The sequence below is a fragment of the Psychrilyobacter sp. genome, from assembly GCF_049671765.1.
Lineage (GTDB): Bacteria > Fusobacteriota > Fusobacteriia > Fusobacteriales > Fusobacteriaceae > Psychrilyobacter.
In genome coordinates, this window is record NZ_JBATVM010000285.1 from 1 (window position 1) to 16431 (window position 16431).

The 16431-nt window shown below is 29.8% G+C and carries 11 protein-coding genes; 10 read left to right on the forward strand and 1 reads right to left on the reverse strand.

Annotated elements, in window-relative coordinates; genetic code table 11:
- Window positions 1–280 precede the first annotated feature (280 nt).
- Window positions 281–1018 carry an EI24 domain-containing protein gene (locus WBG30_RS13435; RefSeq protein ID WP_424505166.1) on the reverse strand — a complete coding sequence of 246 codons (738 nt, stop codon included), beginning with the start codon at window positions 1016–1018 and terminating at the stop codon, window positions 281–283.
- Window positions 1019–1467: 449 nt separating this feature from the next.
- Here WBG30_RS13435 and WBG30_RS13440 point away from each other — a divergent pair, with 449 nt between their 5' ends.
- From WBG30_RS13440 to WBG30_RS13485, 10 genes are all read left to right on the forward strand, one after another.
- Window positions 1468–2334 (forward strand): DMT family transporter, encoded by an 867-nt coding sequence (locus WBG30_RS13440; protein WP_424505167.1) that lies wholly within the window; start codon window positions 1468–1470, stop codon window positions 2332–2334.
- 30 nt (window positions 2335–2364) lie between these two features.
- A complete protein-coding gene (locus WBG30_RS13445; protein WP_424505168.1) occupies window positions 2365–2889 on the forward strand; it encodes a HutD family protein in 525 nt (174 codons plus the stop codon).
- Window positions 2890–2993: 104 nt separating this feature from the next.
- Window positions 2994–4214 (forward strand): peptidase T, encoded by a 1221-nt coding sequence (gene pepT / locus WBG30_RS13450; RefSeq protein ID WP_424505169.1) that lies wholly within the window; start codon window positions 2994–2996, stop codon window positions 4212–4214.
- Window positions 4215–4407: 193 nt separating this feature from the next.
- Window positions 4408–5823, forward strand: a complete 1416-nt coding sequence (locus WBG30_RS13455) for a TrkH family potassium uptake protein (protein ID WP_424505170.1) — start codon at window positions 4408–4410, stop codon at window positions 5821–5823.
- 34 nt (window positions 5824–5857) lie between these two features.
- Window positions 5858–6517: a potassium channel family protein gene (locus tag WBG30_RS13460; protein ID WP_424505171.1), complete on the forward strand. Its 660-nt coding sequence runs from the start codon at window positions 5858–5860 to the stop codon at window positions 6515–6517.
- Between the two features lie 14 nt (window positions 6518–6531).
- Window positions 6532–8421 (forward strand): tRNA uridine-5-carboxymethylaminomethyl(34) synthesis enzyme MnmG, encoded by a 1890-nt coding sequence (gene mnmG, locus WBG30_RS13465; protein WP_424505172.1) that lies wholly within the window; start codon window positions 6532–6534, stop codon window positions 8419–8421.
- Complete coding sequence (rsmG, locus tag WBG30_RS13470) at window positions 8422–9126, forward strand: 16S rRNA (guanine(527)-N(7))-methyltransferase RsmG (protein ID WP_424505173.1); 705 nt, start codon at window positions 8422–8424, stop codon at window positions 9124–9126.
- A 67-nt stretch (window positions 9127–9193) separates the two neighbouring features.
- Complete coding sequence (locus WBG30_RS13475) at window positions 9194–13651, forward strand: hypothetical protein (RefSeq protein ID WP_424505174.1); 4458 nt, start codon at window positions 9194–9196, stop codon at window positions 13649–13651.
- A complete protein-coding gene (locus WBG30_RS13480; protein WP_424505175.1) occupies window positions 13648–15714 on the forward strand; it encodes a BamA/OMP85 family outer membrane protein in 2067 nt (688 codons plus the stop codon). Before WBG30_RS13475 ends, WBG30_RS13480 begins: the two co-directional genes overlap by 4 nt.
- A 34-nt stretch (window positions 15715–15748) precedes the next feature.
- Window positions 15749–16237 carry an OmpH family outer membrane protein gene (locus tag WBG30_RS13485; protein WP_424505176.1) on the forward strand — a complete coding sequence of 163 codons (489 nt, stop codon included), beginning with the start codon at window positions 15749–15751 and terminating at the stop codon, window positions 16235–16237.
- Window positions 16238–16431 lie beyond the last annotated feature (194 nt).

Sequence of the window (16431 nt, forward strand, 5' to 3'; positions counted from 1 at the left end):
TAGGAATTAATCCCAATGTGCCTTTTTATATCCCTATGTTTTCTATCCTTTTGAATAACCCTACTTTTAACCTAAAAAAGGGGTACTGAGTGGCCTTTAAGGCTACTGAGTACCCCTTTAAGGCTACTGAGTACCCCTTTAAGGCCACTTAGTGGCCTTTCTCATTTTATCCTTCTCTATCCCAATGTTTTCAACGGGTTCAAGGCTTTATTATTTGCTGTTTTTCAAGCCCAAAGGTACAATCACAAGGTGAAGTGTTTTGAGAGCCTTAGAAGGCGAATCAGTCCTTTTTTTTCTCCTCGATTAATTTTAATGTCCCTGTTGTAGTAGCGACTACCGTTACTAGTGGTGCTATGAATATTCCTATTAATGGAATAAAAAGTAATATTGTAAATAGCCCTCCATTAATCAAGAAAAATAAATAGTTTTTACGTATAATAGTTGTTCCTGTCTCAAAATCATGACGCTCTAAAGTATAGTCGATAAATGAAAACCCAATATAGTATGATTGCACTACAAATAATAATATTGGAATAGCTGTATTTACAAGGGGGATAAAAAATAAAAGTAAGATAATACACGTCATTACAAATTCCCTTAGAAATGATTTTAACGTCACAACTATTCCTCTTTTGATAAAATACAAGTTTTCCTTCCAGCTAAAATTAAATTTTTTCCCTGTAATAATTGATTCAGTTCTTTCAGATATATAACTTAAAAATGGAGAAAGAACGATTAAAATTAAAGTTTTATAGATTAAATAATAGACAGCAAAAATTGTTAGATAGATAATAAATTTTAAAATAAATTGAATAAATGAATTCAGATCTCCTCCTAAAAGATTACTTGCAAACTCTACTAAAGCCCCTCCTACGAATCGACTTAAAAAATAAAATGAAATTATGAGGACAATGTTAATAATCCCTGGGATAAGGTAAAACTTATTTAGTTTATTTTGACCTATGAATTTAAATGCTTTCATATAGTTGTTAAATGTAAAGTTGATCTCTTTTAGCATGACTCACTCCCTGTTGAATACCTAGTTTTTAAAATGATTATACTCCAAAGAGTATTTATTTACTAATTTATTTGAATAAAATTTATTTCTTATAATTTTAGATAGTTATAGCTAGGATGTAAGCAAAAACAATTTATTTTTAATTTTGATTTTTAAAGTCGATTCAAACTTAAATCATCTAAATCAAAAGTAATAAAAAGCCTTATTAAAATAAAATTATATTTATATTTTTAAGATATTATATATCATACTGCTAGGGAAACTAAGAGTTTTTTAATCTAAAATAAAAGTTTTAAAAGGACTTTAAATCAACTCCTATTATATGAAAAAACATAGTGGCTATTTACCTTATAAATAGGTTAAAAAAAGGCTAAAAAATAAGTCAAAAATAGGTTGCTTATTTTATAACTTTAAAGTACTATTCGAGTATATATAAGGAGGGGATAATCATGGAAAGAAAAGGCTGTTTTTTTGCTTTACTGGCAGGTGTAGTTTGGGCAACAATGGGAGGGTTAGGAGTAGTTTTAGGCGGTCTAGGATTAACCCCGTATGAGATAGCATTTAACAGGTTGTTTTTTGGATTTTTATTGACAGCTATTTTTTTATGTAAAAAAGGGAAAGATAAATTGAAAATAGATAAAAAAGGGTTTATTTATATATTGATTATCGGTATAATTACACAAGCTTGCACAAACATATTTTATTATAGTTCTGTAAATATATCTGGGTCTATAGTTGCCACACTATTAGTTTGTACAGGTCCATTATTTACAATGATATTTTCAAGCTTTATATTTAAGCAAAAACTTACAAAATTTAATTTGATTTCATTAGCTGTTACTTTAGTAGGTTGTTTATTTGTGATAGTTAATGGAGATATAAAAAAAATAAATTTTGATGTAGTAGGGATAGGATTTGGTATTTTATCAGGAATAACCTATGGATTATTTCCAATATTTAGTAAAAAATTAGAGGGTCAATATGACAGTGAAGTGATAACATCGTATGCTTTTGGTGTAGGAGCCATAGTGGTATTTATATTCTGTGATTTTGGAAGTTTAATGTCGGAATACAGTAATAATAATATAATAGCTACATCTCTTTTATTGGGACTCTTACCTACAGGGATTGCATTTTTCTTGTTTTTAAAAGCAATAAATTATATTCCCGTAGTTAAAGCTAGTATCATAAGTTTAGTTGAAATACCTACAACAGCAATAATTGGCACATTATTTTTAAATGAAGTAATAACAGTAAGTGGTGGAGTAGGAATGTTTTTAGTCTTAGGAGGAATATGGATTTCAAAATTTAAATAGACTGATACTTGATTTGATGGGGAGATGGTTATGAATAAAAAGAACTTAGAAGAGATAATAGGAAATAGATGGAGTGGAGGTATTACAAAGGAACTTTATAGAGATATAAAAGATTTTGATATAAGGATATCTAGTGCATCTATAGAACCTGGATCTAGTAAATTTTCAGATTTTTCAAGGTATAAGAGGATCTTGATAATACTTGAAAATAAAGTAACTCTCACTAGAAAAAATGAGATAATAGATCTATCTGAAAATGATATTTTTTTCTTTGATGGAAAAGATGATATTGGTTCTCAAAACGAAAAACAAGTTTTAGATTTTAATTTGATATGGGATCCTTTAAATATAGAGGTAGATTTAAATAAAATTAGTGGAGAAGATGATTTTTTTACCAATAAAAAAACTTTTATATTTTCTATAGAAAATGGATCAAATTATAGATTTAATAATAAAGATTATTTTTTAAATAAATATGATTTTGTAGAGATATTGGATAGAGGATATAAAAATATTAAATTTAAAGGCAAATTTATAGTTATAAATTGGAAATAATCTTACTTTATTTATTTATTTGAATATAAATTTCGTATAAATGTGGTATATTTTATACTGACTATATTAGAATATAGAAAACTAAAAAATGGGGGATTAAGAAGATGTCAAAATTAGTAGAAAGATTTATAAATTATGTAAAATTTGATACACAGTCAGATGAAAACTCAGCAGCATGCCCTAGTACGGAAAAGCAATTAAAATTAGCTGTTTTTTTAAAAGATGAGATGATTGAAATGGGATTAGAAGAGGTGACACTAGATAAAAATGGTTATGTAATGGCAACTCTACCTAGTAATACTGATAAAGATATTCCAACTTTTGGATTTATAGCACATATGGATACTGCCCCTGCATTTTCAGGGGAAGATGTAAAACCTAAATTTGTAGATTACAAAGGTGGGGATATAGTATTAAATGAAGAAAAAAATATAGTTTTATCTCCTAATGATTTTAAGGAGTTAGATTCATATATAGGTGAAACTCTTATTACTACTGACGGGACTACTCTTTTAGGTGCAGATGATAAGGCTGGTATTGCTGAAATATTAACAGCAATGGAATATTTGATGGATCATCCTGAAATAAAACATGGAAAGATTAGAATAGGGTTTACACCTGATGAGGAGATTGGAAATGGCGCAGATTTATTTGATGTAGAAAAATTTGGAGCTGAATTTGCATATACTATCGACGGTGGTAGATTAGGTGAAGTAGAGTACGAAAACTTTAACGCTGCAAGTGCTAGGATAAAAATAAATGGTAGAAGTGTACATCCAGGAACAGCAAAAGACCAGTTAGTTAATGCTCTTCAAGTAGGGATCGAACTACATAATTTGTTACCGGTAAATCAACGTCCTGAATTTACTACAGGATATGAAGGGTTTTATATGTTATCAGAGATGAGTGGAGATATATCTAATGCAAAGTTAGGTTATATTATTAGAGATCATAATATGAACAAATTTATTGAAAAAAAAGAATTTATAGCTCAGGCTGTAAAACTATTAAATAAAAAATATAATAATGCTATTGAGTTAGAACTCACAGATAGTTATTACAATATGAAAGAAAAGATAGAGGAACATATAGAAATATTTGACATAGCCCGTGATTCTATTATTGAGTTAGGAATAGAACCTGTTATAAAACCAGTTAGAGGTGGAACAGATGGAGCTAGACTATCTTATATGGGACTACCATGCCCTAATATATTTACAGGTGGTCACAATTTTCATGGTCAATATGAATATATACCGGTATCATCTATGGAAAAAGCTGTAGAAGTGATCGTGAAGATAAGTGAAAATATTGCGAAAAGATAGAGAAAACTATTATATCAAATAATTAACTAAAAGAATCTCTTTTTAAGGGATTCTTTTCTTATAGTTAAAAAACCTACCTTAAATAATAGTATTCCTTGAAAGGAGGGGGAAAATTAGGTATAATAATTTAGTTAGAATAAAAAAATATAAATAAAAGAAGAATTATGTTAAAACAAATAGTTAGGAGGAAAAGATGAAGAAAATATCTTTTAGAAGGATGTTACCATCTAAGATTTTAGTGATGTCATTTATAGTTATAATATTTATAGGCACATTTTTTTTATCACTGCCCATTGCAGTAAAAGAAGGGCAGGAGATAAGTATTTTGACTGCATTATTTACAGCTACATCTGCAGTTTCAGTTACAGGACTTTCATTAGTTGATGTAAGTTTGGTATTTAGTCCCTTTGGAAAAACGATAATATTGATATTGATTCAATTAGGTGGGCTCGGGATAATGACTTTTTCAACATTAGTATTTACCTTGATAGGGAAACAAATAAGCTATCAAGAGAGAAAAATACTAAAGGAGGATCTTAATAGCTATACGATTGGAGGAGTAATAAAGTTTTTAAGACGAATCGTTTTAATAGTAATAGGGATAGAAATAATAGGGGCTATTTTTTTGACATTTGGATTTGCAAGTACCATGCCATTGAAAAAAGCTATGGTATATGGGATATTTCATTCGGTATCTGCATTTTGTAATGCTGGATTCTCGCTTTTTTCAAATAGTATAGTTGGATATTCTAGTAATAAAACAGTGACTTTGACCATTGCAATTTTAATATCTCTAGGTGGGATAGGATTTGCAGTTATTAACTCCACTATAAGCTACTATAAGACTGGGAAAAAAACATATAATCTAACTTCAAAATTAGCTCTTTATATAAGTTTTTTCTTGGTGATTAGCGGGACTATAGCATTTTTTATATTTGAGAGAAATAACCCTGGAACTATTGGAAACATGGGAATAATAGACGCATTGACTAATTCTTTTTTTCAAAGTGTAACGACAAGAACAGCAGGATTTAATTCAGTTCCAATGGAAAATTTGAGACCTTCAACATTATTTTTATTTTTAATTTTGATGTTTATAGGAGCTTCACCTGGTTCTACAGGGGGAGGATTAAAAACTACAACTTTTGGGATAATAATATTTTATGTAATGGTAATTTTAAGAAATGAAAAGGATCTTGTTATATCTAATAGACGTATACCATGGGAAATTTTACATAGGGCAATGGCTATTTTGGTAATATCCCTTATATATATTACTGTGATAGTATTTTTAATATTGATGACCAATGAGATCACCTCTATAAAAGATCTATCAGATGTTGCTTTACAAGGGTCTTTACAAGGAAAAACTATAGTACATATAAGTAACTTAACTCTGGATAAGGTTATATTTGAAGTTATGTCAGCATTTGCAACAGTAGGAGTATCACAAGGAATAACAGCAGATTTGAATATATTCGGAAGGATCTTATTGATTTTGACTATGTTAATAGGAAGAGTCGGACCACTTACATTTATGTTGGCATTTAGTGAAAAAATTAAAGTTAGGTCTTATAAATATCCACATGAAAATGTATTGATTGGATAAATTAAATTAGAAAAACCTAGGAGTTGGGAGAAAAATGAAAAACTATTTAGTTATAGGCTTAGGAAGGTTTGGAACTAGTATAGCACAGACACTTTATGAAGCTGATAGTGAGGTTCTAGCAATAGATACAGATGAAGAACTAGTACAAGAAGCTATAAATAATAATTTGATAGATAACGCATTGATATTAGATGCTACTGATGAAAATGCATTAAAGGAGATAGGTGCCAGTAATTTTGATATAGCTTTTATAGGGATAGGAAGTAATATCCAAGCAAGTATCATGACCACTTTAAATTTAAAGGAGTTAGGTGTTAAAAAAATTATAGCAAAGGCAGTTAGTAAAAGTCACGGAAAAGTACTTAAAAAAATAGGTGCTGATGAGGTGATATATCCAGAAGAATATATGGGACATAGGATAGCTATGCTAGCCATGGAACCTAATATGATGGAGCATATGAGATTTTCAAAAGATTTTTTATTAGTAGAATTTAAAGCTCCTCCATCATTTTTGAGTAAAAATTTAATGGAATTAGCGGTAAGAGATTCATATAATATAAATATAGTGGGAATAAAAAAAAGTAATGGAGAGTTGAATTCGAGTCCTAGAGCAACAAGTGTTATTGAAAAAGGCGATACACTTTTGGTTATTACAGATTCTAAAACAGCTAGAGAGTTAGAAAATTTAAAGTAAAGAGGGAGAAAATAATGCACGAATTTGATGTAATAGTAGTAGGAGCAGGACATGCAGGTTGTGAAGCAGCCTTAGCATCTGCAAGAATGGGAATGAAAACAGCAATATTTAGTATAACTTTGGATAATATAGGAGTAATGTCATGTAATCCATCTATTGGAGGGCCTGCCAAATCTCATTTGGTAAAAGAGATAGATGCTCTAGGTGGAGAGATGGGAAGAAATATAGATAAAACTTTTGTGCAAATAAGAGTATTAAACACTAAAAAAGGGCCAGCCGTAAGATCTTTGCGTGCTCAAGCTGATAAACAAAGTTATCATATGGAAATGAAAAAAACTATAGAGAATACAGAAAATTTAGACTCTATACAAGGGATGGTAACTGAAGTTGTAGTAGAGGGAGATAAAGTTGTAGGAATAAAAACTCAAGAAGGAGTAACTTATTCAACTAAGACAGTTATCATAGCTGCTGGAACGTTTATGAGAGGACTTATCCATATAGGGAACAAAAAATTTCAAGGTGGAAGAATGGGAGAATTAGCGTCAAATGATCTACCACTATCGCTAAAAAAAGCAGGATTACAATTGGGAAGATTTAAGACAGGAACTCCTCCAAGAATTGATTTTAGAAGTATGAATTTTGATAGGTTAGAGGAACAACCAGGAAATGTTGAGCAACTTTTAAAATTTTCCAATAGAACTCTAGATAAAGATGTAGAGGGTAGATATCAAATTCCATGTTATGTAACGTATACGAACCCAGATGTACATAATGTAATAATTCAAAATAAATCTAAATCGCCTCTATTTAATGGAACTATTGAGGGAACAGGACCGAGATATTGTCCTTCTATCGAAGACAAGGTATTTAGATATGCAGAGAAAGAAAGACATCACCTGTTTTTAGAAAAAGAGGGATATGGAACTAATGAAGTGTATATAAGTGGATTTTCAACTTCACTTCCTGCAGAAGTTCAAGAAAAAATGGTGAAAAATATCTATGGATTAGAAGATGCAAAGATCATGAGATATGCTTATGCTATAGAATACGACTATGTGTTACCAGAAGAGCTACAATATAGTTTAGAAACTAAAAAAATAGAAAATTTATTTTTAGCAGGACAAATTAACGGAACTTCTGGGTATGAAGAAGCAGCAGGTCAAGGTCTTTTAGCAGGGATGAATGCAGCCAGAAAATTACAAGGGAAAGAGCCTATTATATTAGATAGAGCTGACTCATACTTAGGAACTTTAGTAGATGATTTGGTGACTAAGGGAACTAACGAGCCATATAGAATGTTTACAGCTAGAAGTGAATATAGACTTCTCCTTAGAGAAGATAATGCAGATCTTAGGTTATCAAAGATAGGTTATGAAGCAGGATTACTAGATGAAGTGACTTATAACTTAGTAGAAAAGAAGAAAAAGGATGTTTTAGAAATTATAGAAAAATTATCTTTAAATGTAGGATCTAGTAATAAAAGGATTGCAGAAGTATTGATAAAAAAAGATAGTGGAGATTTAAAATCGGGGACTACCCTACTAGAATTATTAAAAAGACCAAGATTAGATTATAAAGATATTAAATATATTGTTGAGATTATAGATGGATTTGAACTAGGAGAATATCCTGAAGACACCGAATACCAAGTAGAAGTTCAAGTTAAATATGATGGATATATAAAAAAATCATTAAAGATGATAGAAAAACATAAAGCACTAGAGGAAAGATTGATCCCTAAAGATTTTGATTATGATGTAATAAGTGGGATAACAGGTGAAGCTAAGGAGAAATTAAACGAGAAAAAACCTTTAAATATAGGACAAGCATCTAGAATATCTGGAGTATCTCCAGCAGATATATCTGTATTACTTATGGTTTTAAAAATAAGAGGTGACAAATAAGTGAAAGAATTTTTTTATGATGGGTTAAAAAAAATAGGTTTAGAGTTAGATGACACTACAGTAGATATGCTGCTAGAGTATGGTAACTTATTATTAGAAACTAATAAACATACAAATTTGACTGCTATAAGAGATGAAAAAACTATGTATGAAAAGCATTTTTTAGATTCTTTATTACTACAAAATAAAATACCTTGTGGCGTGAAAAAAGCCATGGATATAGGAACAGGAGCAGGATTTCCTGGGATGGTATTAGCTATTGCTAACCCTAATATAAATTTTACTTTGATGGATTCTGTGAGTAAAAAAACAAAATTTTTAGAGATGGTAGCAGAAAAATTAAGCCTATCTAATGTAGAAGTAGTTAATATGAGAGCGGAAGATTATATAAAACTAGAAGGGAAAAGGGAAAATTACGATCTTGGATTATGTAGAGGAGTATCAAAATTTAATGTAATATTAGAATATATGATTCCCTTCTTGAAAGTTGGAGCTACATTTTTAGCTCAGAAGATGGACTATCAGGAGGAATTAAAATATTCTGAAAATGCATTTGAAATATTAAATAGTAAAATAGTAAAAGTAGACGAATTAAAATTACCATTTTGTGAAGACCCTAGATATGTATTTGAGATAGAAAAGATGGCAGAGACAGATAAAAAATATCCAAGAAGAGCAGGAATACCTCTAAAAAGACCACTATAAAGAGAGTGCCAAGAGGCCAGGGGAACTATGGTGTGATGATACAACCGAAGGGGACAAGGAGGGAGCTATGAAAAGACTTATCATAAAATACCGAAAAAGCTTCATTGTTTCCTCGGTGCTTATTTTAGTGTTAATGACTATTCCATTATATATGACTGTTAAAAATAATTTTGATCAAATGGTAGATATCACTTTAAAATATTTTTTAGCTGATATATCTCATACAACCTCTGATCTTTCTGAATTTGGTCTAATTGTTGTAAATGATGCAGTTTTAAAAGACGACAAAGGAATTACAGTACTATATGCTCCTAAGCTTATCTTACGATATTCTGTAAAAGATCTTCTGAGAGGTAAAATTACAGAGATCAGTGCTGAAAACCCATATCTTTATATTGCAGTAGATAAAAATAGAGATGTAAATATAGTAGATATTTTTGCCACAGGGAGTCCTGGAAAAGCCGGAGTAGGAGTGCCTATAGATATTATTACTGTAACCAATGGTAAACTACTGTTTCAAGATAATTATTACGAAAAACCAATAAATAAATTTGTGAATAACGTAGAGGGATATGTTAGTTTTGATGACACCCATGGAATTGATTTGGATTTTTATAATACCAAAGGTGATGAGATGGTGGACTATTCCTTTACTAATTATGAAAAAGAGTATTCCATGACCATTAAATTAAAAAATGGGAGTATAGATCAAGATCTCATGCAATACGCTTATGTAGATGAATATACAAATTACTTAGGAGGAAAAGCAGATCTTGATCTAACTATAGACAGTGATGGTTTATGGGGAAACGCTTATCTATCAGAGGCCAGTTTTAAAACTATTGCCTATGAAGGGGTGGCAACAGATATCCATGGAGGAGTAGATTTTCTAGGTGAGAGAATAAAATTAAAGTTAGATGGAAAGATGGGAAATAAAAATGTTGATTTTTCCTTGGAATATATCCTAGATGATGTAGAGATGAATATAACTACTAGTGATTTGAATAAAGAAGATATAAAAAAAGTGACTTTATTTGATGATACCTTGAAGAAAAAAATAGAGGACTTAGGAGATTTTAATGTTTCTTATCTAAGATTAAATTTTAATTTTGATGATGATTTTAATCTCACTTTAGATACTTATTTAAGGTTAAATACGTTAGATATTAAAGGGGGACAAGTAAAAGATCTAAAGGGAAGTATAGTTTTATCTGGAGACCAAGTAAGATTAAAAGATTTGAGATTTTTTATGGATTATAATGGGAATGAAGGGTATGCTTTACTGAATGGTTCCTATGATAAAGATATTTTAGATTTAAATTTTAATATTTTAAATAAGAGAAGTCCTTTAAAACAAAAGAAATTAAATGGAAACTTTAAATATGATCTAAATACAGAGAAAATTGATTATACCCTTTACTCGGATATATTAGAAATAGGCGGGGATATAGATTTAAATAAAAAAATCTTTGGAATCTCTAGTATAGGAACTAAAGATCTAGAAATAGAATATAAAGGTGAACATTATTCTACCAAAAATAATGTTAAAGTAATCTATGATTATGCCAACAAAGATCTATTATTTGGACAGGGAGAAGTAGAGATAAAAGAAAAAGATTCACAGAGGGCCTTGTCTTTAAATTTTACTAATAACGGTAATAAAATATATTTTAACAAGATAAATTTATTTTATAATGAGTTGCAGCTATCTGGAAATGGTTATTTAGATATAGAAGATCTCTCTTATAATTTTGATTATACAGGGAAAAATTTGAAAGTAGAAAACTTTATATCTGTTGATAACTTAGAAACAGGAATAGATTTTCAAGGTACTTTTATCGGGGTAAAACAAAATTTTTCAATGATTTCTGATGTTGAGAGTAAAGGTGGAAAATATGGTGGGTCATATAAGGATATTCGTGGGAGACTAAGAATAGTTAACCATGAAAGGAAACTCGGCGTAGATTTTGATGGTTATTTAGGAGAGTTATCCTATGATAAGGTTAAATTTAAAGACTTTAAAGTAGGATTAAATTATTCTGATGGAGTTTTTAAAGTTTTAGAACTTAGAAATAATCTTTTGACAATTGTAGGGGACTATAATATAATTAATCAGACCTTGGATTTTGACTATAAAATAAGAGGAATAAGAGAAAATAAGATAAAATCATTAGAAAAGTATGGGTTCAAAATGAATTTAGAAGATGTCGATGGAAGTCTAAAAGGTCAATTAGAAAATTTTAAAATTAAACTTTATTCGACAAATGCTTGGATTCAATATGAAAAATTACCGAAGTTGTATTTAAAGGGAGGAATCCGATTTTTCAATCAAAAGATATTTCTTGATGAATTTAAAGTTGGTGAAAATAATATCGGCGGATATTATGATGTTTCTTCTAAAGAATTTAAATTAAAGGTGAATTTACTTGAAAATAATTTGGCAGAATACTACGGAGATATAAATTTAAAATATCGTCTTACAGGAGAAGTTGTACTGTGGGGAACACCAGATAATATTAGTGGAGTTTTAAAAACTTTCGCAGATAATGTTTATCTTCGAGGAACTAAGTTGCCAAATGTAAAGATGGTCTCGACTTATAAAGGAGGGGATTTAAGTAAGCTAGACAAAAGTGGTCACATAGATGTGAATAGCGTTACTATTTATTCTGAAAAAGGTGATAAACTCTTAAATGGGGGAGGATGGATTGATCTTAGTAAAAATATACTTTCCTTTGAAATTAAAGATACTTTAGAAATAGAAAACTTAAAAGAGTATTCAAAGACTAAAGATATAAATGGAAAATTAAATGCTTCTATCAGTGTAAATGGTCCATTTGATAAATTAAAATATAACCTAAATATCCACAGTAAAGTTATTTCTATTGATGGAAATAAACTAGAAAACTTAAAAACAAGTTTTCATGGGGATTTAAAAGAGTTAAGATTAGAAGAATTAACTTTAAGTTATCATGGAAATAAATTAACCTCAAAAGGGAAAATTGATTTTAAAGATTTTGATTATAGTTTAAATATTAAATCTAATGAAATAGATCTTTCTTTTTTAAACATTTTTTCTTTTTCAAAATATATAGAAAAAATTAAAGGGATAGCTACTATTGATGTAGAAATAAATTCTAAAAATAATTATGGAGAATTTAAAATCAGAGATCTTTCTGGTGAAATGCCAAAATATGGTATTATCATAGACAAGGTAAATACTCAAGTAGTTCTAGATAAAAAACTTGTGAAGATTGATTACTTCAAGGGTAAGATAAACAATGGTGACATTAAAATGGAAGGTTATCTAAAAATTCCTGATTTTGAAGGAATAGAGAACAAAGAAAAACAGGTTTCTAAACTAGATTATAGATTTAATTTGATTTTGGATAATATAGATTATTCCTATCAAGACAAGATCAATTTGGTGTTAAGCTCAGATGCTATTTTTACCAAAAATAAAGTTACGGGAGATTTTATAATTAATAGCGGTGAAATCTTAGGAGTTCCAAATATTGAAGATACAGAGGTTTCTAAGATAGCTTCTCAAATTAAGGAAAAGGAAGTTATTAGAAAATCCAAAGAATTAGGTAGTGATTTTGAAATAAAAACAGTTGAAGGTAGTAGTCCTAGTATAGATCTAGATATAAATTTAAAAACCGAAAATCCAATTAAATTAGAAATTTCTAAATTAGTCTATACATCTATTGTTGAGAATATAGACGGAGATTTAAATATAGATGGGAATTTAAAGTTGGAAAATAAAGATATAAGTTACAATGGAATGGTTAGTATTGATGATGGTTCTGTGGTATTAAATAATAATTTATTCTATTTGAGTACTGCCACAGCAAAATTTATTAAAACGGAATCTGAATCAGTAAGTTTTCATCCAATAGTAGTGTTGAATGCAAATTCTACAATTGCAAATGAAGATGTATATATAAATATAAATGGTGAATATCCAAATTTACAGATTCAAATGAGTACAGGTTCAGGATTAAACGAAGATGAGATTGGATCGTTATTGACTTTTCATAATGTAAGTGATGAAAAAAATACTAATGTAGTTGTAAAAGATGTATTGGATAGAGAGATAAGTGATAAACTTTTTTCACCTATATCTTCAGAGATTGCCAGTGTATTAAAGATAGAAAAATTTCAAATTTCATCTGATTTGGTAGCGTATGAATATGAAGGTGGAACTTATAAGGATACTGGGACTTTAGGCTTGGGAGCATCTATAAGTGCAGAAAACCCAATATATAAAGATAAACTCTATTGGAAGGCTAAAGCTAGATGGGGCGCATCTAAATATTATGACAATGTCACTGAGTATGATTTTGCTTTAGATCATAGAATAACCAAACATTTATCGTGGGGTGGAGGAGCTGGGAAAATTCCAGAAGGTAGAGCAAGAACTGGAGATACCCTTGTTAACTACCATGTCGATCTAAGTTGGAGAAAGAAATATAAAAATTTAGAGCAGATAATACTTAACATATTTTTACTTGGAGGAGAAGAATGAGAAAACAATTAATAATTTTATTAACACTTTTGATCTCATTGGTGAGTTTTTCCCTGGATTACGAAATATCTGGTATAGATATTAAAGGAAATCGGGAAGTACCAATGGAAGTTATCAAAGGAAATTTAAAGTCCAAAATAGGTGACAAATACTCTACAAATAACATGGTAGTCGATTATCAAACAATAAAAAAATTGTCTTATATTGATGATATAACTATATATCCTAAATTAGAAAACAATAAGATAGAACTTGTTGTTGAAATTAAAGAGGATAAAGATGTAACAAATCTATTAAAAAAGGAAAACATCTTACCAATGTCAGAAAGAGTGAAGGTAGATAAATCTTTAATTATAAGTTCAATAGATATATTTGGGAATTTACATATATCTAGAGAAGAGATTTTAAAGCAAATACCAGTAAAAGTAGGTTCGTTTTTTTCTAAGGCAAAGATCTTAGAAGGACAAAGAAACCTTGTTAATACCGGCCATTTTAGAGATGTAAACCCAGAAGTTTATAAATATGGCAAAGGGGTCTCAATACAATATAATTTAGAAGAGAACCAAGTTATAACAGGTGTAAAAATTGAAGGGAATACAAAGTATTCAACAGATGAATTAACTAAATTAATTGAAACTGAACCTGGAAAGATATATAGTATAAATACACTGAGAGATGACAAAGATAGGATTATTAAAAAATATCATGAAGATGGATATACCCTTGCAAAAGTTATAAATATAGATATCAATAACAATATGGAGTTAGTAATAACTCTTTCTGAGGGAATTATTCGTAACGTTGAATATAAAAAGATGGTAACTAAACAAAAAGGTGCTCGTAGACAGTCTAATGATACTCTTTTGAAAACGGAAAATTTTATAATTGAAAGAGAATTAGAAATAAAAGAGGGGCAGGTATTTAATCAAAAAGATTATGACCAATCTGTGAGGAATCTAATGAGAAGTGGTGCTTTTAAAAATGTTCAGCCTGAATATAAAAGTATTCCAGGTGATCCAGATGGTGTAAAGGTTGTAATGCTTATAGATGAAGATAGAACAGCTATGCTTCAAGGAGCAATATCTTATGGTTCAGCAGTAGGACTTGTAGGAAGTATCAGTGTAAAGGATACTAACTATAAAGGAAGAGGGCAAGATTTTGGATTTACTTTTGAAAAATCTTCAGAAAATTATACTAGTGTAAGTCTTTCTTTTAAAGATCCATGGATAAAAGGGACTGACTTTGTATCATGGGGATGGAACCTTTATAGACAAGAGGATGAAGATAGTGAAACAGATCAACATTATTCTAGTACTATTCATGGAGGGACAATCTCAATTGGTAAAGGTCTTAGTAGATATCTGAGATTTGAGTTAGGACTTAAATTAGAGCGAGTTGAAGAAGATGATATTACTGGGCAGAATACACAGAATTATAATTATGCTAGTGTGACACCATCAGTAATATATGATACAAGAAATAATTATCTTGATCCTACAACTGGAAATTATGCTAAATTTAATGTAGAACTAGGCCATTATTTTGGAACTAAAGTAGGAGACAAATATAAGACTAATCCAGGAATAAATGGAGATGATGAGATGTTTGCAAAAGCTACTTTAGAGCTTCGAAAATATCATCAAGGTCTATTCAAAGGAAATACCATGGCTTATAGAATGGTTGGAGGAATGGGGACTGATTCATTGAAATATCAACAATTATATGCATCTGGTGGAGCAAACTCCATGAGAGGATATAAATATGGTTGGTTAAGAGGACAGGATCAATTAGTTTTTAATATTGAGAATAGAACGCAGATAAACGATTTTTTAGGACTAGTTTTTTTCTATGACATAGGGAGAGCTTGGTATAATGGAGATAGTACTGATAAGTTTGTAGATAGGTCTGAAGGGAAAGTTCCTGATGATATGAAACAATCTGCGGGAGTTGGACTGAGAATAAAAACGCCAATTGGACCAATTAGACTTGACTTTGGATTCCCAGTAGGAGATTCAGAAGAAAACGGAATGCAATTCTTCTTTAACATGGGACAAATGTTTTAAAAAAATATAATAAAAATAAATGGGAGTGAGTATAATGAAAAAAATGTTAACATTAGTAATGGCGATAAGTATGTCGGTATCAATTTTTGCAGCGAAAATAGCCACTGTAAATACACAAAAAGTATTTCAAGGTTACTCAAAAACACAAGTTGCTAAAGAAAAACTAGAAACTGAAAAAACAAAATTGGAAGGTCAATTAGCAGTTAAAGCTAAAAACTTAGAAAAAATAGCTAAAGAATTAAATGCAAAAGGTGATAAAGTGACTGTTGCAGAAAAAGACAAGTTTCAAAAACAACAGATGGAATTTGGGAAAGAGCGTCAAGCATTACAAACAAAATTAGGAAGATTAGAGTATGAAGAGATGGGAACTATACAAACTGAGATAAAATCAGCAGTTAAACAAGTAGCGAGAAAAAGTAAATATGAGATGGTTATTGAAGAAGGTGCTGTATTATACGGCGGGAAAGATATAACTGCCGATGTATTAAAAGTTTTAGAGAGTTCAAAAAAAATAAAATTATAATAATATTAGGAGGAGTTTTATGTATAATTTAGAAAAATTATCAACTCTTCTTGGTGGAAAAATTAAGGGAGATAAAGTTCAGAAACTTACTGGACTTGCTCCCTTTTTTCAAGCCAAGAAGGGAGAGGTGACATTTGCAGCAGAAGATAAATTTTTAGCAAAATTAGGTGAAACTGATGCAACAGTATTGGTAG